Origin of the sequence: Lysinibacillus sphaericus, assembly GCF_006864135.1 — a bacterium.
GTDB lineage: Bacteria > Bacillota > Bacilli > Bacillales_A > Planococcaceae > Lysinibacillus.
This window is the reverse complement of sequence record NZ_SADV01000007.1, coordinates 159620-183874: the sequence shown is the minus strand read 5'-3', so window position 1 is coordinate 183874 and position 24255 is coordinate 159620. Positions and strand designations below refer to the sequence as shown.

The following is a 24255-nucleotide window of genomic DNA, read 5'->3' as shown; positions in this document are numbered from 1 at the left end:
TCAATCCTGTTTCATGTGTACATGTAGTTTTTCTAAATAGCTTGATAATTGCGCGACTTCTTGTTCGTTAAAACCAACAAGCATCTCTTGCAAATATTGCTGTCTTTTTTCGATAACTTCTTGAATAATGCGTTCGCCCTTCTCGAGAAGATGAACAACAACGACACGACGGTCGTTTTCGTCACGCATTCGCTTGACTAATTCATTTTTCTCCATTCGGTCCACTAGATCTGTTGTTGTACTAAAAGCTAAGTATAATCGATTTGACAGGTCGCCAATTGTAATATCTCCAAGCTCTTCTAACCACTGTAATGCAACAAATTGTGGCGGCGTAATCGCATATTGTGAAACAATCTCTCTTCCCTTTTGCTTCACAATCGCCGCTATATAGCGTAATTCCTTTTCAACCGTAGCAACGGTTTCAGGTGAGTGCTTTGTTACTTCATCCGACATATAACTACTTCACTCCTAAAAATACGTTGAATAGTTCTATTTTGTCGTTTTTTTTCTGAAATAGCAAGTGTCCAATTAGTCTAATTTAAATTCTTCTAAGCGTAACAGCTCAATTAACGCCTGAGATCGATTCGTTACACCTAACTTTTGAATTGTATTGGAAATGTGATTTCGCACTGTTTTTTCACTAATACCAAGTTGCTCTGCAATATCCCTCGTTGTTTTTTCAGCTAATAAAAGCGCAAATATTTCACGTTCTCGGTTCGTTAAAAGAGAACGATGATGAGAGCCATTCATTTTCAGTTACACCCTCCTCCCCCGCACGTATTGTAACTTATGTTAAGGAATGAGGAGCGGTGACGGCTATTTTCATGAATATCTCGTGTTTCCTAAAAAAATTCGGAAATTACTTCCACTAATTAATGAATTTTATGTAAAAGTGGATCATCACCATATCGAGTGGTTGATTTCCGTTTTGCTTGGGCGCTTTCCCGGGGGCGTCCGATGAGCGCTGATCCCCAAGGAATTGCCCAGTTTCCACTTCAATCAACTTATATATTGCATACATTAAACAAATGTCATCCACAACCTTTTGTGATGGGATGAGCCGTAAAAATGCAATTTCAATCGTCAAGATCATTGTTTACTTCTTTCCTCGATAGGATCTTTTCGCAATCCGTTACCAATACTATAGGAACACCAAACTTGCTAAGTGAGTTTTTTCTTCTTCAGATAATGGTACACTCTTGCCAGTTCGAGGGTTCATTTGCACTACCGTACCACGACCCGTAAAGCAAACTTCATCATGCTGGTTTTTCGCTAAGTAATGAATATCCAATGATGAGTTCCCTACTGTCGCTACTTTCGTATAGATTCTTAGCACATCATCAAAGAAAACTTGCTTCACGTAATCACACTGTAAGTCGGCTACAATCGGAATACCCTCTACATGTTCATCAATTGCTGATGGCATTAGAACACCTAAATGACGAAAATAATCAATTCGTGCTTGTTCAAAATATGTAAAGCTAACTGTATTGTTCATATGACCGTACATATCAGTTTCTGAAAAACGTACACGAACCTCAATAAAAAATGCAAAATCCTTTGCCCATTCCTGATAATCTCCGATATAATTTGCTTTCATCTTAGCCATCCCCCTAGTTTTCATTCGCTTCTTCCCAAAACAACAAATGGAATTAGCAAGTCATAAATGAATATAGATTCATTATAAAGGAAAACACTATATTATCATAGAAAATTCACATTTTCACTCGTTAAAACTCACTTTCTGTACACCCTTCTTGCGTAATTCGATCTTTTTATGCTGTAATGAAGACATCATATTTAGTTTATTACTCTTTCTTGAAAATGCCCCTATCCGAACTCCCTATTGTACGAAACTTTAATGGCGAGTTGGATTAAGTTTTATTCTACAAAATTATTTTTCATAGAAAAAAACTCCCTCACACATTCAGTGTAAGGGAGTTTGGGAGTAAAGCTTGTACTATTAGTCAACGTAGTGGTCAGAACCGAAGAAGTTACGGAACATTTGCACTGTAGTTGCACGGTTTAATGATGCGATAGATGTTGTTAAAGGAATACCTTTTGGACAAGCAGCTACACAGTTTTGTGAGTTACCGCAGTTTGCAAGGCCTCCATCACCCATGATTGCATTTAAACGTTCGTCTTTAATCATTGCACCAGTTGGGTGAGTGTTGAATAGACGTACTTGTGATAATGGTGCTGGTCCGATGAATGAAGCTTTTTCAGACACGTTTGGACATGCTTCCATACATACACCACAAGTCATACATTTAGATAATTCATAAGCCCATTGACGTTTACCTTCTGGCATACGTGGACCTTCACCTAAATCATAAGTACCATCGATTGGAACCCATGCTTTAACTTTTTTAAGTGCATTGAACATACGTTCACGGTCAACTTGTAAGTCACGAATAACTGGGAAAGTTTTCATAGGCTCAATTTTAATTGGCTCAGTCAATTGGTCAACAAGAGTTGAACATGATTGACGTGGGCGGCCATTGATAACCATTGAACATGCACCACAAACTTCTTCAAGACAGTTCATATCCCATGCTACTGGAGTAGTGTTTTCACCATTTTCAGTAACAGGATTTTTTTGAATTTCCATTAAAATAGAAATTACGTTCATACCATGACGGTAAGGCACTTGGAATTTTTGCCAGTAGCCATTGCCGCCTTTTGTATCTTGACGTAAAATTTCAATTTTGACCATTCTTCCAGTATTAGCTGCGATATTCATAATTCTTAGTCTCCTTTCGCAGAGTAATCACGTTTACGTGGTGGAATTAATGAAACGTCGACTTCTTGGTACGTGATAATTGGATCACCAGTAGTCGGGTCAAATTTCGCCATAGTAGTTTTTAAGAACTGCTCATCATCACGGTTCGGGAAATCTGGCTTATAGTGTGCACCACGAGATTCGTTACGTAATAATGCACCTTTTGTCATTACTTTCGCAAGGTAAATCATATTTTTCAACTGACGCGTAAAGTGAGCACCTTGGTTACTCCATTTTTGTGTATCGTTGATGTTAATGTTTTCCCAACGTTTTTGGAATTCATCAAGTTTATTCAATGTATCTTGAAGTTGGTCGTTGTAACGTACTACTGTCATAGTAGCTGTCATCATTTCACCAAGCTCTTTATGAAGTAAGTAAGCGTTTTCTGTGCCGTCCATTTTCATGACAGCATCCCACTTAGCTTGTTCTTCTTGAACGCGTGCATCATAGATTTCTTGTGGAAGATCTTCCGCATGCTTTTTAAGATGTTTAACATAGTCTACTGCGTTTGGACCAGCAACCATACCACCATAAATAGCAGATAATAATGAGTTCGCACCAAGACGGTTTGCACCATGTTGAGAATAATCACATTCACCGGCTGCAAATAAACCAGGAATTTCAGTCATTTGGTTGTAGTCAACCCATAATCCACCCATTGAGTAGTGAACTGCTGGGAAAATTTTCATTGGTAATTTACGTGGATCATCACCTACGAATTTTTCGTAGATTTCAATAATACCACCAAGTTTTACATCTAATTCATGTGGATCTTTATGAGAAAGATCTAGGTATACCATGTTTTCACCGTTAATACCTAGTTTTTGGTTCACACAAACGTCGAAAATTTCACGTGTAGCAATATCACGTGGTACTAAGTTACCATATGCTGGGTATTTCTCTTCTAAGAAGTACCATGGTTTACCGTCTTTATAAGTCCAAATACGGCCACCTTCACCACGAGCTGATTCTGACATTAGACGGTTTTTGTCATCTCCAGGAATAGCTGTTGGGTGAATTTGAATGAACTCACCATTCGCGTAAGAAGCACCTTGTTGGTAAACGATAGAAGCAGCAGAACCTGTATTAATTACAGAGTTTGTTGTTTTACCGAAGATAATACCAGGGCCACCAGTCGCCATAATAACAGCATCTGCACGGAATGATTTAATTTCTTCTGTACGCATATCTTGCGCTACGATACCACGACAAACGCCGTCAGGATCGACTACTGCACCAAGGAATTCCCAGTGCTCATATTTGTTCACTAAACCAGCTACTTCGTGAGAACGAACTTGCTCGTCTAGTGCGTATAGTAATTGTTGACCCGTTGTTGCACCCGAGAAGGCTGTACGGTGCATTAAAGTACCACCGAAACGACGGAAATCAAGAAGACCTTCTGGTGTACGGTTGAACATTACACCCATACGGTCCATTAAATGAATAATACCAGGGGCTGCATCACACATACCCTTAACTGGTGGTTGGTTCGCTAAGAAGTCCCCACCGTATACTGTATCATCGAAGTGAATCCAAGGAGAATCCCCTTCACCTTTTGTATTTACCGCACCATTAATTCCGCCCTGCGCACATACAGAGTGTGAGCGTTTTACAGGAACTAATGAGAATAAATCAACTTCAGTACCAACTTCAGCTGCTTTAATCGTTGCCATCAGACCAGCAAGACCGCCGCCGACAACAATTATTTTGCTTTTCGCCATGATTATTTCTCACTCCTCTTAAAAAATTGCAATGATTGCCATATGCTCTATAGTAGCTTCTATTACATTAAGCAAAAGCTAAAATAGCAGCCACACCAACTACACTTAGAATTACGAAAATAATGTTTGTTACATAAGTAGCAATCTTTTGAGACTGAGGAGATTGTGTAATACCCCAGCTTACTAGGAATGCCCATAAACCGTTAGATAAGTGGAAAGTTGCTGATATAATACCAACAATGTAGAATCCAAGCATGAATGGATTAGAAACGATATTTGCCATCATGTCGTAATCAACTTCTGTACCAAGTGCTTTTTGAATACGAGTTTGGAAAATATGCCATGCAATGAAGATCACTAAGAATACACCCGTGAAACGTTGTAATGAGAACATCCAGTTACGGTATGTGCTGAAACGCCCTGTATTTGGTGTAGCAGTGAATGCAATGTAGACACCATAAAATGCGTGGAACATTAATGGAATATAGATGACAATCCATTCAACTAGGATAAGGAATGGAATCTTTTCCATATTAGCGGTAGCTGCGTTGTAACTTTCTGCTCCGCCTGTTGCTGTAAAGTTAATGAACAGGTGCATCGTTAAAAACAGACCTACTGGAATGATACCAAGTAGAGAATGTAAGCGACGCCATAAAAACTCTCGATCTTTCGACAAGACTGTTACCCCCCTTAGTACTTAAAATAGCACAACTAAAGAAGTCATCATTTTGTAACTGATACTTCATTGACTGTGTATTTCATCATGGTACAATATTATGACATGTTTATTGTACTCTCAAGAGCTACGAGCGTCAAGGCAACTTAAAGTTTTTCATAGTCCTTATTAAAGAAGCAATCTAGTACATGACGCATCGTTTTTTCTCGAAAAATCTATCTTTACTTTATCAGTGTCAAATTTTAAGAAAATTCTAAGAAAGAAGGCTTTCAATGTTAAACACTTCATCTCCTACAATCTCAGCTTTTGGCTATGAGATAATTCGCGATTATATTTTATCTTCCATTCTTGGTAAACACGAAGGTGATGTACTTTACTGGGCGGGAAAAGATCTAGCTCGGAAGTTCCCATGTACAAGTCAAGATGAACTTATCGCATTTTTCGCAGATGCCTGTTGGGGTAATTTAGAGCTTATCAAAGAGTCGAAGGATGGACGCATATTCCAGTTGACAAATGATCCAGAACTGTTACAAATCGGTCTTCGTAGCTTTAGACTTGAAGCAGGATTTATAGCTGAGCAAATCCAGCAAGCAAAAGGTTATTTAACAGAATGCTATGATGAAAAACGTGAAAAGCAACAAAATGTTACGTTCACAGTAAAATGGGACGTTAAAGAAAGAATCATGAACACCGTTCCTACAGAATAAAACGAAAAGGATTGCCACCCCTAATTTATGGATGGCAATCCTTTTTATATATAATATAGAAGTTATTCACCGCGGAGACTGTGCAACTCCTTGGATTAGCGTCATAGATGCGACAAGCAAAGCAGCTCATCGGACACCCCCAGGAAGGTGCACTGTCGGAACGGAAATCAACCTCTCGTTATGCTCACGAATCCTTTTTATATTGATAATTGAGCATGTCTTTTTTTTAAAAGTACATCTATGAACGAAATAAATGCCTCCAAAATATTAAGTGAGTGTTGAATCATTTCTTCTATGTTATTAATTGACAGTTCATTCACTAATTTTTGGGCGGCCATATGTACTAATTCATGTGGTTGTTCAATATGACGATATTCTAGTAAGTTCTGGTATTCCTCGAAATGTCCGTAATACCATTTTCCAAACATACATTGATGATGCGTTTTTATCGTTTCTTTTTGACCAGCCTTTTGAATAGCATTTCGTAAAAAGCTAGCATGATCCATTAACCTTGCTGCCAATTGGCTAACTACCGTTTGCTCTGATGGCTTTCTGATTGTCGGTGCAATAGCTTTTAACATTTCAGATACTTGATTTTGTATTAGATCTGAGAAATCGCTAGTAAGTGATAATTCCGTCGTTGTTTCCGCTAAACGACCTACAGCTATTACATTTTCTTCTGATGCAGCTGTTATTTGATGAATACCATGTGCTGCTTCTTCAATATTTCTACTTGTTATAGTCAGATTAGCAATATTGTCCTTCATGATACTTAAAAAGTCAGTTAAATAATGTTCGACTTGATTAATATTTGTTATTGTATTATGTAATTTCTTATCAATGACTGATCGAATCTTTGTCATTTCTTGCAATGAACCTTTCGAACTGTTGGCTAACTTCCCTACCTCCATCGCGACAACATTAAAGCCATTTCCATGCTCACCAGCACGCGCGGCTTCAATAGAGGCATTTAAGGATAGAAGTTGTGTTTGATCGGCAATCCCGGTTACACCCTTACCAATATCATCCATTTTGGTCATTTCATTCTTCAGCTGCTCTGTTGAATGAGCTCCTTTGGCCAACAACCCCTGAACCATTTCACCTTTTGAAATGGATGATTCCATTTCTTCTACAAGTAGTAATGAATGCTGTTTTATTTCTTGAATGTTTGCATTAACATTTTGCTCAACCGCAAGCATCTCCTCTGTATTTGACGACATTTCTTCACTCATTGCTGAAATATCCCCTACACTCGTAGAGACATTTTGAACCTTTAAAGCCGTTTGAAAATTAATTAACTCCATATGCGCTAGTACAAAATCTAAAATCGCATTTTTCACATCAATGCTTTCCTGCTCAAGTTCCAATTCCAGAATTCGCTTTTTTAATTTTTGTATTTCTAAATCGTTGTGCATCTCAACACTTTCATCCATTGGCTTTTGAAATAAACCGAATAACCCCATACAAACTTCCACCTTCCCCTTGGTAAAACATGTCACATTTTATTATATAACAATAGAATTGGATAAAATATTAAATTGATGTGAACAAAAAAAGATGTGCCTTTTACTGGCACATCCTCTTCAATATTATATGTAAAGCGCTTGTTCAATTATCCCTTGCATTCTGTTACTTTCGTATTTCTACCCGTCGTTTTGGCTGCTCTATCCACGCCCCGCTAAAAAGTGACTTAAAACCGCATTCATCTCACCTGAGAGACTTCTATACCTGTCGCTACGCTTTCGGTACAAAAGACACTTCCTGAAATAAATTAAATTCATCATGTAATGCATTTGCTGCACGAATCATTTCGTCCTGAGGTACAACAACTGACACTTTTATTTCAGAAGTACTTACCATTTTTACAGGGATATTTTCACGACGTAGACGATCAAACATCCTTGCAGCCACCCCTGGATTAGATGCCATCCCCGAGCCAATAATAGAAACCTTTGCTAAGCCAATTTCAAAATCAGCAAAACTAAACCCTAGTGATAATTTACTATCTTCTAGAACACGTAATGCTTCAGCGAACTCCTCTTTTAAAATAGTAAATGATACCGTCGGCTTTAAACCATCAATTAGTGCTTGTACGATTATATCGACGTTTATGCGATTTTCTGCAAGGATTGTGAACATATTTGCTAAAGAAGCATTAGAATAAGCATCATAACCAACTGTTAAGCGAATAACGTCTGACTCGTAGGCAACACCACGTACAATTAAATTTTTTTCCATTTCAACTTCCTCCTTCAATAAAGTACCTACTGTATCTATTTCGCTCGAGCGAATGATAACTGGGATTTGAAACTTCTTTGCTAACTCTACAGCTCGCGGGTGTAAAACTTGTGACCCTAAGTTTGATAGCTCTAGCATTTCATCATAGGAAATTTCTTTTAGTTTTTGTGCCCCAGTAACATGACTTGGATTAGCTGTATAGACGCCATCCACATTCGTGTAAATATCTACTCGCTCCGCATTCAATTTTGCTGCAATTGCTATAGCCGACGTTTCCGCACCACCTTTACCTAACGTCGTAATATTTCGTGAATTATCGATACCTTGTTCCCCAGCAACGATAACGATTTTTCCCTGTACAAAATGCTCTTCTATTCGTCTAGCATCTATCTCATCAATACGGGCATTACTATACATAGCATCGGTTTCTATGCCTGCCTGCCCGTTAATGACACGGCATCATATCCTTTCTCCTGTATAGCAATTGCCACTAATGTACTTGTAAGTTGTGAGCTTGTTGAAAATAGTGCGTCTAGTTCACGCTTAGATGCATTGTCTGATAAATCACGAGCCATCTTTGCTAATTCTTTAGCTATACCCCCCATAGCTGTAGTGACAACGACAACATCAAAACCTCTTTCCTTTTCTACAATCGCCTTTTTCGCAACATTTTGAATGTGCTCTGTTGATGCGAATGCAGCACCACCAAATTTCATCACAACTCTCGCCATCTTTATCATTCTCCTTCGTATTCAATCATTTCGCTGGTTATAAAGTAGCTATACTTTTGCAGCTTTTCACAAAAATATCCCTACAAAAGCAAATAGCGCCTAACAGCCTTGAAAAAATGTTGTTTCGAGAAAATCTAAAAAGGCAGCTCTCACATAACGTGAAAGCTGCCTATAACATGTACAATAAAGTAACTTGCGCATGTGTGATAGCTCTCCGAAACGTTTAGAATCGACAGTCTTACATCTCTTAAATGTAAAACCAGCACAGCATCGGAAACAACGATGCTCCACTTCGGCAAGTTCCCCTTTCATACATTTTCACCGGACTTGTTCGTCCTCGTATGTACTACTCTTGAACCTTGCACCTCTATCATCACTAAATAGTGATCGTATTTAATTTGAACCTTAGTGAAGAAATTCTCAATTTAATAAATAGAAACTTCTAAAAAACATTGCTATATTAAAAAGCTATGTTATATACAACCTTAGCATACGCCTAATCCTTTGACAATGGATCTTATTGAATATCAATTTTGTCTTGGCGTAATTAAGTTCGGAGGCTTTTGGCCAATAGCTATTTTTTGCGCGAAAGCGAAGCAGCAAGATGTTAGTCACTCAGTCGTTGCCACAGTACGTGGGGCTTTTAGACTGTAGTTGTTTATACACCCATTGAAAAGGAATTCTATCTGCATTCATCCCACCACCTTTAGAGGTGGGAGTCTTCTACTGGATGAAAATAATCATAAATATTGCTAGCAAGATTAGCAGGCATCCCTGCTTCCTGTAATGCTTGCACACTTGCCTCGCGAATTTTTTTGACAGAGCTAAAATACTTGAGTAATTGTTGTTTTCGCTTCGGACCAATGCCCTCTATATTATCGAGGACAGATTGTATAGCATGTTTCTCATGCTGCTGTCGTAAGAAGGTAATAGCAAAGCGGTGTACTTCGTCCTGTATTCGTTGTAGTAAGTAGAATCCATCGCTTGTTCGCTTTAACGCAATTACTTCAGCTGGATCACCAAATAGAAGCTGTGATGTATTATGCTTTTCATCTTTTGCTAATCCGGCAATTGGAATGACAAGGCCGAGTTCATCCTCTAATACTTCTCGCGCGACTTCCATTTGCCCCTTGCCGCCATCTATTAGTACTAAATCTGGTAAAGGTAGACCGTCTTTTAATACGCGTGTGTATCGACGGCGAATTACTTCTTGCATCGCCCCGTAATCATCATGCTTGGCAGCTGTACGTGTTTTGTATTTTCGATACTCCTTCTTTGCAGGTTTTCCATCGATAAAGACAACCATTGCAGATACAGCATCTGTCCCATGCATATGACTATTATCGAAAGCCTCAATCCGTAAAGGTGCAGAAATGCCCATAGCTTCACCGAGCGCCTCACATGCTCCTATTGTGCGTTCTTCTTGACGTTCAATAAGCTGGAACTTCGCCGCTACCGCTATTTCAGCATTTTTTGTCGCTAATTCAACTAGCTCTTTTTTTTGCCCGCGTTTTGGTGTTAGTACCTTAACTTCTAGTAATTCCGTTAAAATTTCTGCATCAATGGTTTGTGGGATAAAAATCTCCTTAGGCTTAATGTGCTCTAGCTTGTCGTAAAATCGTCCAACGAACGTCAAAAATTCCTCTTCTGCCTCTTGATAAATCGGGAAAATTGAGACATCTCGCTCAATGAGCTTTCCTTGACGAACAAAGAAAACTTGAACACACATCCAGCCCTTCTCGACGGCATAGCCAAATACATCGCGATTAGTTGTATCACTCGATACGATTTTTTGCTTTTGCATGACTGTATCAATATGTGCAATTTGATCACGAAATTCCTTTGCACGCTCAAACTCTAAATTTTCTGCGGCCGCTAGCATTTTTACCTCTAGCTCTTTTTTGACTTCCTCAACCCCACCATTTAAAAACTTTGTCATATCCTCAATCATATTGTGGTAAATTTCTGCATCTATATCCTTCACACAAGGGGCTAGGCATTGCCCCATATGATAATACAAACAAACCTTGGTAGGGAGTTGTACACATTTTCGAAGAGGATATAAACGATCTAACAGCTTTTTCGTCTCACTTGCTGCATACGCATTCGGATATGGACCAAAATATTTTGCCTTATCCTTTTTCACCTTTCGCGTAGTAATAAGGCGCGGGTGTTTTTCATTTGTAATTTTTAAATACGGATACGTTTTATCATCCGTCAGCATAACATTGTACTTCGGGTCATGTAGTTTTATAAGATTAAGCTCTAAAATTAAAGCTTCAATATTGGAGGATGTCACAATGTACTCAAAATCTTCTATTTCACCTACAAGCCTCTGTGTTTTCCCTTCATGCGAACCAGTAAAATAAGAGCGTACTCGATTTTTCAGCACTTTAGCTTTCCCGACATAAATAATGGTTCCTTGTCGATCTTTCATCAAATAGCAGCCAGGCTGATCTGGTAAAATTTCAAGCTTTCGTTTAATTAAATCATTCATCGCCTACCTGCCCCTTTTTCTTAAAGTAGCGTTTGTCCCTTTATTTTCTCCTATTTCTAAGGATAACTTCCGCTTTTTCACTATATTATATAACGAAAAAAAGCCAAGCACATCTTATTGATGGCTTGACTCTTTTTTTCTTATAGAATCAATTATGCCTCGGCATAATTGCATCCGGAATCGGCTTTGTGCTTGCACAAAGAACTCCTTTCCGATTCCGTGACATCCGCCGGAGGCTTTAACTTCTTCCAGCGGGTGTTTGGAGACATTTGCTGAAAGAAGTTAAGCATGTTTTGCGATAAACGCTTCTAATGCTTCTTTTGGTTGGAAACCAACTGTTTTATCTACTATTTCACCGTCTTTGAATAATAGTAATGATGGGATAGACATAATTTGGTATTGCGCTGCAGTACCTTGGTTGTTATCTACATCTACTTTTACAATTTTAGCCGCACTACCTGCAGCATCCATTTCTTCAAGAACTGGTCCAATCATTTTACAAGGTCCGCACCAAGCAGCCCAAAAGTCTACTAGTACTAACCCTTCTTTAATATCATCTTGGAAAGTTGCATCTGTTGCATGTACAATTGCCATTTGAAATCCTCCTTAAACTTACTATGCTTGTAGTATAGCATGGATAAATTCTCTTGAGCGAACAATCTGCCTAGTATGTGAAATTTATGAAAATTAAGGTCGAAAAAGGCATTAATTTGTTTTGCTATTCAGCTTAATTTTCATGAAAACGACCTTTATAGACATACGTTAACGTAATAAAAAGATAAATAAATAATGTGATACCTGTTACGATAATCGATGTTGTGAAAATAATTCCAATTAGAATTGCACTTAACGCAATAATAGCGATCCAAGTTGTGTAAGGGAACCATTTCACTGCATAGGAACTTGTTTTTTCCGGCTGTATTTTACGCGATTTCAGATGCGCAATCGCAATAATTAACCAAATAAATAACACGGTATATCCAAGCGAACCCATTAGGAAATCAAATGTTTTACTTCCAGCAAATAAAGAAAAGATTACAGCTATATATAAAGCTAAAGTACACATTAATATGGCATATACCGGAACTTTCGTTTTTGATAAATGTGCAAAGATTTTGGGAACTCGTCCGTCTACAGCTTGTGTATACAGAACTCGTGATGAACCATAAAGCCCGGAGTTCATTGATGAAATAATTGCTAGTAAAACAACAGCATTCATAATATGGTCAGCACCAGGAATCCCAATCATTTTAAAGACCATTACAAACGGGCTTTCTGGCACCCCGTTTACTTCATTCCAAGGAATCAAGCTAACGATAATAAAGAAAGGAACTAAATAAAAAGTCACAATACGTACTAATGTACTGCGAACAGCTTTTGGCACTACTTTCTCAGGATTTTTCGTTTCAGCTAATGTAATACCAATAATTTCAGTACCACCATAAGAGTAAATAACTACAAGCATTGCAGCAATCAATCCCTTTGATCCGTTCGGGAAGAAACCACCATGCTCCGTTAAATTAGAAAAACCAACAGCTGTATGATTACCAAAAGTAACAAGCAATAAAATTAAACCGGCTATGATGAATACCACAATTACAGTAATTTTAATTAACGCCAGCCAATATTCAGTTTCAGCAAAAACTTTCACAGATAATAAATTAATAGCTGTAACTAACACCGAAACAGATAATGCAAGTATCCAGATCGAGTAATCTGGCAACCAATATTGAATAAAAATGGCCGCAACTATAGATTCTGCAGCAATATTTAACACCCACATTTTCCAATAGATCCAATCCAGGAAATAAGCTGGATACTTTCCTAAAACGGCTTGCACTAAATCTCTAAATGTTCTGGCTTCGCTATTACGGACTGCCATTTCTGCTAAACCTTGCATAACAAATAGCAAGATAATTCCGCCAATTAAGTACGCAATAAGTACTGATGGCCCTGCCATATCAATAGCTGCACTACTTCCTTTAAATAACCCTGCACCAATGGCACCACCTAAAGCCATCATCGTAATATGCCGTGAGGTCATCGTTCTTTTTAATCTCTGATTGTCATTTTCCATTTCCTTACCTCCTAAAATCAAAAAAGGCATATCGTCAGTTCCTTCATTATCAAATGAAAGAAGAGACGATATGCCATAAGCAAACCGCGGTACCACTCTAATTGGTTCTTTAAGAACCCTGCTTAAAAACCTAGTAACGAAGGTTAACCGTTCAACAAATAGAATATTTCGTAAATTCCATCTATCTTACCGCTCCTAGGCAAGTTCAAAGTCTTATTGGACTGCGTTGCACCAACCCGCAGCTCTCTTCACCAAATAATGAGCTTTTACTACTCCTAATCTTTGCGTTTTTTTATAAAAATCATTGACTGAGTTCCTCTATTTCAGCGGATTTCTTTTGTACCGAAAGCGTAGCGACAGGTACAGATGGTTGATCCACTGAAAAAAGTTAAATTAATATTCATCACTATACGTTCTAAAATTAATTATGTCAACATTTTATTTTGCAATAACTTCAAAAAGTCAAAAAATTAACACAAAAAAGCGGGGAAGACACATCTTCCCCGCGCATTTATTAGGCATTCACTTTTAACGCTTTAAATTCTTCGATTAGAAGAGGCACTACCTCAAATAAATCACCTACGATACCGTAGTCCGCAACTTTGAAAATATTTGCTTCTGGATCTTTATTAATCGCAACGATTACTTTTGAGTTTGACATACCAGCTAAGTGTTGAATCGCTCCTGAAATACCCGCTGCAATGTAAAGGTCTGGTGTTACTACCTTACCTGTTTGACCGATTTGAAGTGAATAGTCGCAATATTCAGCATCGCATGCACCACGTGAAGCACCAACTGCACCACCAAGTAAATCTGCTAGAGCTTGTAATGGTTCAAAGCCTTCTTCAGATTTTACGCCGCGACCACCTGCTACAACTACTTTTGCCTCAGAAAGATCAACACCCTCTGAAGATTTACGTACTACCTCTTTAATGATTGTACGAAGATTTGTAATATCTACAGTAATAGAAGTGATGTCACCTGATTTACCGGCTACTTTTTCTAATGGTGCAATATTATTTGGACGAACTGAAGCTAAAACTATACCGTCTTTTACTTTAACTTTTTCAAAAGCTTTACCAGAGTAAATTGGACGGATGAATACAACATCATCGCCAGCACCCTCAATTGACGTTACATCGGATACAAGACCTGCTTGTAATTTACTTGCAATTTTTGGTGATAAATCTTTACCGTTTGCAGTATGACCAAATACGATACCAGTTGGCTTTTCTTCCTCAATTACCGCTAATAAAGCTTGACCATAGCCATCAGATGTATATTGTTTTAAATGTGGATGCTCCACTGTTACAACACGATCTGCCCCATATTCAAATAATGGACCTGTTAAGTTTGCTACGGCATCCCCTAAAAGAACACCAACAACCTCACCACCATCTGCGATTTGCTTTGCAGCTGCAATTGCTTCGAAAGAAACATTACGTAAGCTTCCTTCACGAACTTCACCTAATACTAATACTTTTTTTGTCATAGTATATTCCCTCCGTTACCCTTTAAGATTCGATTTGTGTCATCAGATGACTTAAACTACTTTCGCCTCTGTATGAAGTAGGTTTACAAGCTCTTTTACTTGTGCAGAAAGTTCGCCTTCTAGAATACGGCCTGCTGCCTTTTGAGCTGGTAAGAAAATATCAACTGTTTCTACTTTAACCTCTACATCATCTTCATCGATCTCTAAATCGTCTAACTCAAGTTCTGCAAGCGGTTTCTTCTTTGCTTTCATGATCCCTGGTAAAGATGGGTAACGTGGCTCATTTAAACCTTGCTGAGCTGTTATTAAAAGTGGTAAAGATGTCTCAATAACTTCTGAGTCACCTTCAATATCGCGTACAATTTTCGCAGATGTTCCGTCAATCTCAAGCTTTGTAATTGTTGTTACACAGTTGATACCTAGTAAATCTGCAACACGAGGCCCTACTTGACCAGAGCCTCCGTCAATTGCAACGTTTCCTGTTAAAATTAAATCAGCATCTTTATCTTTTAAATATTCAGCTAAAATATATGCTGCTGCATTTTGATCCAGTTCATCTAGATCGTCTTCTGTATTAATAAGAACTGCTTCATCTGCTCCCATCGCAAGAGCTGTACGCAATTGCTTCTCTGTATCTTCGCCACCAATTGACACAACTGTTACTTTGCCACCAGCAGCGTCACGTACTTGGATTGCCTCTTCAATGGCATATTCATCGTAAGGATTGATGATGAACTCTGCGCCATCCTCTTGGATTTTACCACCCGACACAACAATTTTTTCTTCTGTATCAAACGTACGTTTAATTAATGCAAAAATATTCATATATCCATACCTCCTGCAACGTTTTTTATTTCTAAGTAAACTTATAAATATTATATATTTTCAGTGTCGATAACGTCGATAACACTCTTTCAAGTCGCTATCGACACTGATGGAATATTATTTACCAGTAAACACAGGCTCGCGTTTTTCAATAAATGCTTGAATTCCCTCTTTTGCATCTTCCGAAACGAATACTGTGCCAAAGGATTTTGCTTCTGCCTCAATACCTTCATAAAACGAAGCATGTTTTGCATATTGCAATGTTTGAATAGCTGCTTTTAAAGCAACCGGGCTCTTCTTCGCAATTTTCTTGGCTACCTTTAGCGTTTCTTCCAATAATGCTTCATCTGTAAATGCACGATTCGCTAAACCCCATTGTACAGCTTCTGTTCCAGAAATCGGCTCACTCGTAAACATCATTTCCGCAGCTTTTGCAACCCCTACATATCGAGGTAGACGTTGTGTACCCCCAAAACCTGGAATAAGACCTAATTGTAATTCAGGTAGTCCTAATTTTGCAGATTCTGTCACAAAGCGCAGATGACAACTCATCGCTAATTCAAGGCCCCCACCTAGTGCGGCACCATGAATTGCAGCAATAATAGGTTTAGAGAACGATTCAACTCGTTCAAAAACTTGTTGACCATTGTTCGCTAGCTTTGAAAATTCATCACCAGATCCAACCTCTGTAAATTCTTTAATATCTGCACCAGCTGAGAAGAAACGACCTTCGCCATGAAGTACAAGGACACGTACGGTGTCATCATTTTCTACTTCATCTAGCACAGCATTTACTTCGGTAATGATTCCGCGGGATAATGCATTGGCTGGTGGGCGTGCAATTGTAATAATCGCCACTCCATCCTCTACTTTCCAACTTAGAAATTCCATTTCTCCACATCCTTTTAAGCTTTAATGCCGTTCAAGATTAATGCCTGAACTTTTGGAACCTGTTCTATCAAATCATATCGATATTCATTCATAACCCACGACGTAATAGTTTCATCAATTGTTCCAAATACCATTTGGCGTGCCAAGCGTACATCCATCGTTTGACTGAACTCACCTGATAGCATACCTTCGATTAAAATTTGATCAAGTAATTGTAAATACTCTCTTAACACCGAATTAATCTTTAGTCGTAAATCTTTATTCGATTGTCGTAGTTCCAATTGTGTGACGGTTGCTAGGTATCGATCTGTCGCTAGAACATTAAAATGATTTTCAATCATTCGTGAAAGTTTGCCCTTAGACGTACTTCCATTTTCTATTATATCTTGTAATGACTCTACAAAAACAGCCATTTTTTCATTAAAGACAGAAATTAATATATCTTCTTTATTTTTAAAATATAAATAGATTGTTCCGTCGGCCACCCCTGCCTGTTTAGCAATCTTCGATACCTGTGCTTGGTGATACCCATTTTCTGCAATAACGATGACAGCTGCATCAATAATTTGCTTATATTTTGGCTTATCACGTTTCACTTTTATATCACCACCTAAAAAAAACTTGCACACGTCTTAATTCATGCTCAATACACGATGTCATCCTTCAATATCAGCCATCTCAAACTGATATATTGTTAAGGATATGACGTGGTCACCTAAAAAAATATGAAAATATGAATGGTCATTCATTCATATTTTCATATTATAATTTACATCTTTGCTTGTCAATACTTTACCACGTATTTATTTTGCTTCTTTATTCACCAATTTTGTTTTTTCTTCGTCAACTAATGAACGACGCAAGATTTTTCCAACTGCTGTTTTCGGTAGCTCATCTCTAAACTCATAATAGCGGGGAACTTTGAAAGCAGCTAAGTTTTGACGGCAATATTTATTTAATTCGTCTTCCGTAATCGAATATCCTTCTTTTAAAACAATATAAGCTTTTACGGTTTCTCCACGATACGGGTCAGGAATGCCCGCAACTATGCATTCTTGGATTTCCTCACGTTCATATAGTACTTCCTCTACCTCACGAGGATAAATATTAAAACCACCTGCAATAATTATATCTTTTTTACGATCAACTACATAGAAATAACCTTCTTCGTCCATATAGCCAAGATCGCCTGTTAAAAACCAGCCATCTACGAACGCCGCTGCTGTATCTTCAGGGCGATTCCAATAGCCTTTCATAACCTGTGGTCCCTTTACAGCTATCTCACCAACCTCACCGACTGGAAGCGCCTCTGTATCCCCTGTACGTAAAATTATTGAATCCGTATTTGGCCAAGGTAAACCAATCGAGCCCATGACACGCTTACCCCAAATAGGTGTAGCATGTGTAACAGGAGAAGTTTCTGTTAATCCAAATCCCTCAACAAGTTTCCCCCCTGTTACCGCTTCAAATTTCTCTTGCACTTCTACCGGCAATGAAGCGGATCCACTTAAGCATGCTTTGATGGACGATAAGTCGTACTTGGCAATATCCGGGTGATTTAATAAACCAATATATAAAGTCGGTGCACCTGGGAATAGTGTTGGCTTTTGCTTATCAATTGTTTTCAACGCTGTCTCTGCATCAAACTTTGGTAATAACACCATCTTATTTTGCGTAAATACGGATAATAAAATAACTGCCGTCATACCATAAACATGGAAGAATGGCAGAATGCCCATAATGGTTTCCTCACCATGTACACATTTATACATCCACGCATCACACATTGTTGTATTTGCAATTAAGTTTTTATGGGTCAACATTACGCCTTTAGGGAAGCCAGTCGTTCCACCTGTATATTGAAGCAGTGCTACGTCCTCTTCAAAATCAACTGGAATATCAATCATTTCGATGGGCGCTGAGCGCATAATTTCTGTAAATAAATGATTTTGACCACTATGTTCAACCTTTACACTAAAACCGTACTGCTTTTTTTGAATATAGGGATAAACCAAATTTTTAGGAAATGGTAAATAATCTTTAATAGCCGTGACAATTACATTTTCAAGTGCAGTTTCTTTTATGATTTTCATAACACGTGGATACAAAATATCCATCAATAAAATAACTTTCGCACCTGAATCAACCATTTGATATTGCAGTTCACGCTCAGTATAAAGTGGATTTGTTTGTACGACAATCGCCCCAGCATACATTGCCCCATAGTAAGCGATTACACTTTGCGGTGAGTTTGGCAGCATAATAGCTACTCGATCTCCCTTCTCTACTCCAAGGGCTTGTAAATAATTTGCGAACCTTAGCGCTGACTCATATAGCTCAGTGTACGTCAAATCCTTTCCCATAAAATGAATCGCAACTTTAGATGGATTCTTTTTATAGGCACGTGTCAAAAACTCTTGCACAGGAATTTCCTCAAACGTTAAAGACGATGGTACTTCTTCAGGATAATTTTTTAGCCATGGTTTTGTTGTCATACGTCCTCTCCCCTTTGCCCCCAATTTGTAAACTCTTATTTTAATTATAATGAAAACGAAATACTCTTTCAAACACAAAATAGAAAATAAATGCATTTTCGATTAATTATTATGCATTTAACAACATTTATATAACTGTATTCCTTATGGTTTTGGATCGATAGTGCGTATGAATACTCATTCATTCTATCTTTTTTTATGCACAAGACTGCGTTAATATTTCTATATTTCAAAAATAATTTTTTATGATAGCTTTTTAGGTAGTTAAAGGAATATTAATAGATGTTAGTAGTTTTTTATGATGGTTTGAAACGAGGATGATGTAGCTTTCGATTTTTTTCGAGGGTATTTTAGTTTTTTTATTTCACTTTGTCTTTCCTTTCCGTCGCTAGCTCCCTTAGCATTCCTTCCCTTTACCTATCAATATATAAAAACGCATCCTCATAAAAGGATGCGTTTTTTGCTTAAAGGGTCATCATATAATAGACACCGACTGCCAAAAATGCGATGCAGACAACGATTAGTACTTTTGCTAATTTTTCCATGTCATTACACTCCTATGCAATACTTGCCCCAATAACAAACGATAGACCGAGTGAAATGGTAAAGGAAATGAAACCGACTGAGCGATTATCGTTAGCGATTTCTTGATCAACATTAAAACGTGGTGTCATAAATTCAAATAAGAAATACGCCACAATTAGTAATGTAAAACCAAAAAGGCCCCAGCCAATCATTTCACTTAAAGTGCTATGGCGCGCAATGGAAAAGCGAAAAATATTACAAATTCCCAGTATTTTCCCGCCTGTTGCGAGGGCCACAGCGATATTACCATTTTTAATTTCTTCCCAGTTTTTATATTTCGTAACGACTTCGAACAATGCCATCGAGACGACTAAACATAATACAACAACACTAAAATATCCTGCCGTTTCGATAATTGGATATCGCCAAAAGCTAGAATTTAGCATTTTTCTCCGTCCCCTTTACTGCTTATTTCAATTCCACAACCGTGACACCTAATCCTCCCTCACCCGCTTCACCAAAACGGAAGGATTTTACACGCTTATGCTTTTTCAAATAACTTTGAATTCCCTGACGTAATGCACCTGTACCGACACCATGAATAATTGATACACGCCCATAGTTAGCAAGCAAGGCATCATCAATATATTTTTCCGTACGCATGATGGCATCTTCATACCGTTCGCCGCGTAAATCTAATTCTAATTTTACATGACTATTGCGATTTTTTACACCAGCCATACGTTGAACAGGTTCTTTTTCGGGTTTAATGTACTCTAGATCACTATCCGAGATTTTCATTTTCAGAATACCCATTTGGACAACCCATTCGGTATCCGATACTTTTTCAAGCAATGTACCCCGTTGTCCATAGCTTAACACCTTTACCTCGTCTCCGACAACTAAGTTTTGTGCACGAGCCTTTACTTGTGCCGCTTTTTTCAACACTTTATTGTTTTCAAGCGGTGTAGCTTCTTCCAATCGTTTACGTGCTTCGATGAGTTCATGTTCCTTGACAACTTGGTCTGCATTTTTGCGCATTTCTCGAAGCTCAGCAATAATTGATTCTGCTTCTCTTTTTGCTTCATCAACAATTTTACGAGCCTTTTCTTTTGCTTTTTTATCGAGTGCTTCTTTGCGTTCCTCGTAAGCTTGTAGTTTTCCTTGTAGCTCTTTACGAAGTTCTTCAGACTCCATTAGTAACTCATGAGAGCGTTCTGCATCATCTTCGGATTGGCGACGAGTCTCTTCTAGTGAAGCAATCATTGACTCTACCTCATGGCGATCTGTACCTGTAAAGCTTTTCGCACGGTCAATAATCGATTCTGGTAAGCCCAGACGACTTGAAATTTCAAATGCATTGGAGCGGCCTGGTACACCAATAAGTAGACGATATGTTGGACTCAATGTCTCAATATCAAACTCTACACTTGCATTGGCAACCCCTGGACGATTATAGCCATATGCTTTTAGCTCAGGATAGTGCGTTGTTGCCATAACGCGGGCGCCACGACCATGTACTTCATCTAAAATGGAGATGGCCAGAGCTGCCCCTTCCTGAGGATCTGTCCCGGCACCTAATTCATCAAATAGAACGAGTGATTCGAAATCAAACTTTTGTAAGATATCTACTATGTTGACCATATGAGAGGAGAATGTTGACAGTGATTGTTCAATCGACTGTTCATCTCCAATATCTGCAAAAAGCTGCTTGAAAACAGCAAGCTCTGAACCATCAAGTGCAGGCACTGGTAACCCAGCCTGTGCCATTAATGTACATAGTCCAACTGTTTTTAAAGTGACGGTTTTACCGCCCGTGTTTGGCCCTGTAATCACAATTGCCGTGATATCTTTCCCAAATTCAATATCGTTAGGAACCGCTGTTTCAATTGGTAAAAGCGGATGACGTGCACGCACAAGTCGAATATAGCCGTCGTTATTCATTTTAGGCATTGTACATTTGTTCGCTTGACCATATTTGCCTTTAGCTAAAATAACGTCAATCTCACCTAGTACTTTTACTAAATTAAATAAATCTGGAGCTACTTCCTCTACCATTGCACTTAAGGCAAGTAAGATACGTTCAATTTCAGCTTGCTCTTTCATTTTTAATCGATGAATCTCATTATTCGCTTGTACAATCGAATCTGGCTCGATAAATAATGTTTGGCCAGAAGATGATTGGTCATGCACAATTCCACCATAATGGTGACGATACTCTTGCTTAACGGGAATAACAAAGCGATCATTACGAATCGTTACAAGTGTATCTGACAGCATTTTTGAAGCATTGCTCCCACGTATAAGGCTTTCCAGCTTAGAGCGTACTTTAGCTTCCTCAGCGCGGAAAGTTTGGCGAATGGATCGCAAAGTTTGACTTGCAGAATCTAGCACTGAGCCGTTGTCATCAATACAGTTATTAATTTCATGCTGTAAGCCTGTCAAAACAGGCATTGACTCCTTTTTGGCGATGAAATGAGGAATCTCAATCACTTCTTCTGATTCTATATCTTCGATAAAATTGCGAAGAATTCTACTAGCTCGAATTGTACTTGAAACTTCCATTAGTTCCATCGCTGAAAGCATGCCACCGATTTGTGCACGCCTTGCAGCTGGTCGCACATCAAAAATCCCACCCATCGGCACATTGCCTTTAACACGTAAAATGGATAGTCCTTCATCCATTTCTTCTAATAATTGTACAACTTTTTCATAGTCTGTCTGTGGTACAAGCTCATCAACCGCTGATTTACCGATTGAAGAAGTACAGTATGTAGCCACTTGCTGACGTACTTTATCATATTCTAGTGTTTTCAATGCGCGTTCTGCGATCACTGAGAACACCTCCTCAATCTATTTATTTCGTCGAATAAACGCTTCAAATTGTTCTCGCGTCCATGTATTCACAATCATATCCTTTTTTAACCATGCTCTGTTTGCATAGCGCACCCCAATATCCATAAAGCGTAAATGAGCAATATCATGGGCATCCGTATTGATTGCTACGGGCACACCAGCGGCCATTGCCATTTCTAAATGCTCAACACATAAATCAAGACGATATGGATTCGCATTTAACTCTAAAATTTTACCATATTCCTTTGCCCACGAAATTAATTGTCCCATATCAGGATTATAGCCATTACGATCCTCAATAATGCGACCAGTTGGATGTGCAATCATATGAACGTACGGATTTTGCATCGCCGTAAGTAAACGTGCCATAATTTTGTCCTGCGATTGTGTAAAGCTAGAGTGAATAGAGGCAATGACGAAATCTAATTCTTTTAGCACATCATCCTCAAAATCTAGGGAACCATCCGGCAAAATATCCATTTCTGTCCCCGCGTATAAATGGAAATCAGAATGTGCTTCATTAAACGCCTCAATTTCAGCACGTTGCTTTGTTAAGCGCTCTGGCGTTAGACCATTCGCTACTTTTAAAAATTGTGAATGGTCAGTAATAACACTATACTGATAGCCACGCGCAATCAATGCTTCGCCCATTTCAGCTATAGAGTATGCACCATCAGACCAAGTCGTATGCATATGCAAATCTGCTTTAATATCTTCTATTTTCACTAGACTTTTAATGTCATCCGTTTTGTCAAATTCCGATGTTCCTGTACGCAAACTCGGTGGAATAAATGGTAAATCAAAATGCGCAAAAAATTCTTCTTCATCCTTAAACGTTAATACGGTGCCATTAGCCTGTTCTACACCATATTCACTAATTTTTTCACCACGGGCTTTAGCAATTTGACGCATGCGTACATTGTGATCTTTCGAGCCTGTGAAATGATGCAAAGCTGTTGCATATTCTACATCTCTTACTAATCGGAAATCTACACTTACAGGCTCATCTAGATCTAAAATAACTGAAATTTTTGTATCACCAGCTGCTACGACTTCTTGTACAGAAAGCTCATTCAGTAGCTTTTCACGTACAGTTCCAACTGCTTCAGTTACAACAATAAAATCAATATCTTTACTTGTTTCAGCTGCACGACGGAAGCTTCCTGCAACAGAAAAACGTTCTACTTCTTCCATACTACCTAGAAGAGCTTCAATTTGTAAAACAACTGGCTCCAGCTGCCAAATCGGTAAACGTTCTGATCGATTTGCTAAATTTGCAAGTTCCTTTAAAATTTTTTCTTCGGTCTTAGCCGCAAAGCCAGCTAGCTCACGAACTTTACCTTCCTCACAAACAGCCTTTAAACTTTCCGCAGAATCAACCCCTAACTCTTGATGAAGCTTAGCAATTTTTTTACCACCTAAGCCTGGAAGTTTTAATAGCGGGAGCAATCCTTTTGGTACAATTTCTTCTAACTCTTTTAATAAGCTTGATTCACCATTTGTCATTAAATCCTCAATAACCGCAGCTGTACCTTTACCTATACCCTTAAGCTTTGTTACATCTTCCATCTCACTTAACGAGCGCTCGTCCCCCTCAAGCGCGGCAGCAGCTTTTCGAAAGGCAGACACTTTGAATGGATTTTCCCCTTGTAATTCCATATACAATGCAATTTTTTCAAATGTGCGAATAATTGTTTTTTTGTTCATTGGGAATTCCTCCTATCGTAAAAACACTTCCCTCA

The 24255-nt window shown here is 38.4% G+C and carries 19 protein-coding genes, 1 pseudogene, 1 riboswitch and 1 other annotated feature; of the genes and pseudogenes, 1 reads left to right on the top strand and 19 read right to left on the bottom strand.

All coding sequences use genetic code 11. The features are described from left to right. The 6 genes from C7Y47_RS11205 to C7Y47_RS11180 form a co-directional block, all read right to left on the bottom strand. Entirely contained in the window at window positions 1–453 is a 453-nt protein-coding gene (locus C7Y47_RS11205; RefSeq protein WP_142508866.1) for a MarR family winged helix-turn-helix transcriptional regulator, read from the bottom strand. Window positions 454–528: 75 nt separating this feature from the next. Next, complete coding sequence (locus tag C7Y47_RS11200) at window positions 529–750, bottom strand: helix-turn-helix domain-containing protein (protein ID WP_004226437.1); 222 nt, start codon at window positions 748–750, stop codon at window positions 529–531. Window positions 751–1141: 391 nt separating this feature from the next. Then, the gene (locus tag C7Y47_RS11195) at window positions 1142–1600 is read right to left on the bottom strand and encodes an acyl-CoA thioesterase (RefSeq protein ID WP_142508865.1); all 459 of its coding nucleotides are present in this window, start codon (window positions 1598–1600) and stop codon (window positions 1142–1144) included. A 363-nt stretch (window positions 1601–1963) separates the two neighbouring features. Further along, window positions 1964–2743: a succinate dehydrogenase iron-sulfur subunit gene (sdhB, locus tag C7Y47_RS11190; protein ID WP_142508864.1), complete on the bottom strand. Its 780-nt coding sequence runs from the start codon at window positions 2741–2743 to the stop codon at window positions 1964–1966. 5 nt (window positions 2744–2748) lie between these two features. Next, window positions 2749–4503: a succinate dehydrogenase flavoprotein subunit gene (sdhA, locus tag C7Y47_RS11185; protein ID WP_142508863.1), complete on the bottom strand. Its 1755-nt coding sequence runs from the start codon at window positions 4501–4503 to the stop codon at window positions 2749–2751. 67 nt (window positions 4504–4570) lie between these two features. Beyond that, window positions 4571–5179, bottom strand: a complete 609-nt coding sequence (locus C7Y47_RS11180) for a succinate dehydrogenase cytochrome b558 subunit (protein ID WP_132357131.1) — start codon at window positions 5177–5179, stop codon at window positions 4571–4573. A gap of 272 nt (window positions 5180–5451) precedes the next feature. Between C7Y47_RS11180 and C7Y47_RS11175 the strand changes: the two genes are divergently transcribed. Next, window positions 5452–5886: a YslB family protein gene (locus C7Y47_RS11175; protein WP_132357132.1), complete on the top strand. Its 435-nt coding sequence runs from the start codon at window positions 5452–5454 to the stop codon at window positions 5884–5886. 197 nt (window positions 5887–6083) lie between these two features. On the opposite strand, the gene C7Y47_RS11170 is transcribed toward C7Y47_RS11175, so the two are convergent. The 13 genes and pseudogenes from C7Y47_RS11170 to polX form a co-directional block, all read right to left on the bottom strand. Next, the gene (locus C7Y47_RS11170; RefSeq protein ID WP_142508862.1) at window positions 6084–7349 is read right to left on the bottom strand and encodes a methyl-accepting chemotaxis protein; all 1266 of its coding nucleotides are present in this window, start codon (window positions 7347–7349) and stop codon (window positions 6084–6086) included. Window positions 7350–7620: 271 nt separating this feature from the next. Next, window positions 7621–8855 (bottom strand): annotated as a pseudogene (locus C7Y47_RS11165) (aspartate kinase). Between the two features lie 199 nt (window positions 8856–9054). After that, window positions 9055–9233, bottom strand: a riboswitch (Lysine riboswitch). A gap of 328 nt (window positions 9234–9561) precedes the next feature. Continuing rightward, the gene (gene uvrC, locus C7Y47_RS11160; RefSeq protein WP_142508861.1) at window positions 9562–11352 is read right to left on the bottom strand and encodes an excinuclease ABC subunit UvrC; all 1791 of its coding nucleotides are present in this window, start codon (window positions 11350–11352) and stop codon (window positions 9562–9564) included. Between the two features lie 282 nt (window positions 11353–11634). Further along, window positions 11635–11946 (bottom strand): thioredoxin, encoded by a 312-nt coding sequence (gene trxA / locus C7Y47_RS11155; RefSeq protein ID WP_142508860.1) that lies wholly within the window; start codon window positions 11944–11946, stop codon window positions 11635–11637. Window positions 11947–12079: 133 nt separating this feature from the next. Next, complete coding sequence (locus tag C7Y47_RS11150; protein ID WP_142508859.1) at window positions 12080–13429, bottom strand: amino acid permease; 1350 nt, start codon at window positions 13427–13429, stop codon at window positions 12080–12082. A 58-nt stretch (window positions 13430–13487) separates the two neighbouring features. Further along, window positions 13488–13721: a binding site (T-box leader), on the bottom strand. Window positions 13722–13943: 222 nt separating this feature from the next. Next, window positions 13944–14921 (bottom strand): electron transfer flavoprotein subunit alpha/FixB family protein, encoded by a 978-nt coding sequence (locus C7Y47_RS11145; protein WP_142508858.1) that lies wholly within the window; start codon window positions 14919–14921, stop codon window positions 13944–13946. 51 nt (window positions 14922–14972) lie between these two features. Then, window positions 14973–15746 carry an electron transfer flavoprotein subunit beta/FixA family protein gene (locus C7Y47_RS11140; RefSeq protein WP_142508857.1) on the bottom strand — a complete coding sequence of 258 codons (774 nt, stop codon included), beginning with the start codon at window positions 15744–15746 and terminating at the stop codon, window positions 14973–14975. A gap of 117 nt (window positions 15747–15863) precedes the next feature. Next, window positions 15864–16637 (bottom strand): enoyl-CoA hydratase, encoded by a 774-nt coding sequence (locus tag C7Y47_RS11135; protein ID WP_142508856.1) that lies wholly within the window; start codon window positions 16635–16637, stop codon window positions 15864–15866. A gap of 14 nt (window positions 16638–16651) precedes the next feature. Next, a complete protein-coding gene (locus tag C7Y47_RS11130; RefSeq protein WP_142508855.1) occupies window positions 16652–17233 on the bottom strand; it encodes a TetR/AcrR family transcriptional regulator in 582 nt (193 codons plus the stop codon). Window positions 17234–17440: 207 nt separating this feature from the next. Further along, complete coding sequence (locus tag C7Y47_RS11125; protein WP_142508854.1) at window positions 17441–19132, bottom strand: AMP-binding protein; 1692 nt, start codon at window positions 19130–19132, stop codon at window positions 17441–17443. A 557-nt stretch (window positions 19133–19689) separates the two neighbouring features. Continuing rightward, window positions 19690–20103 carry a DUF350 domain-containing protein gene (locus C7Y47_RS11120; RefSeq protein WP_132357141.1) on the bottom strand — a complete coding sequence of 138 codons (414 nt, stop codon included), beginning with the start codon at window positions 20101–20103 and terminating at the stop codon, window positions 19690–19692. 22 nt (window positions 20104–20125) lie between these two features. Beyond that, on the bottom strand, window positions 20126–22492 hold the full coding sequence (locus C7Y47_RS11115; protein ID WP_142508853.1) for an endonuclease MutS2: 2367 nt from the start codon (window positions 22490–22492) through the stop codon (window positions 20126–20128). 18 nt (window positions 22493–22510) lie between these two features. Then, entirely contained in the window at window positions 22511–24220 is a 1710-nt protein-coding gene (gene polX, locus C7Y47_RS11110) for a DNA polymerase/3'-5' exonuclease PolX (RefSeq protein ID WP_142508852.1), read from the bottom strand. Between the last annotated feature and the right edge of the window lie 35 nt (window positions 24221–24255).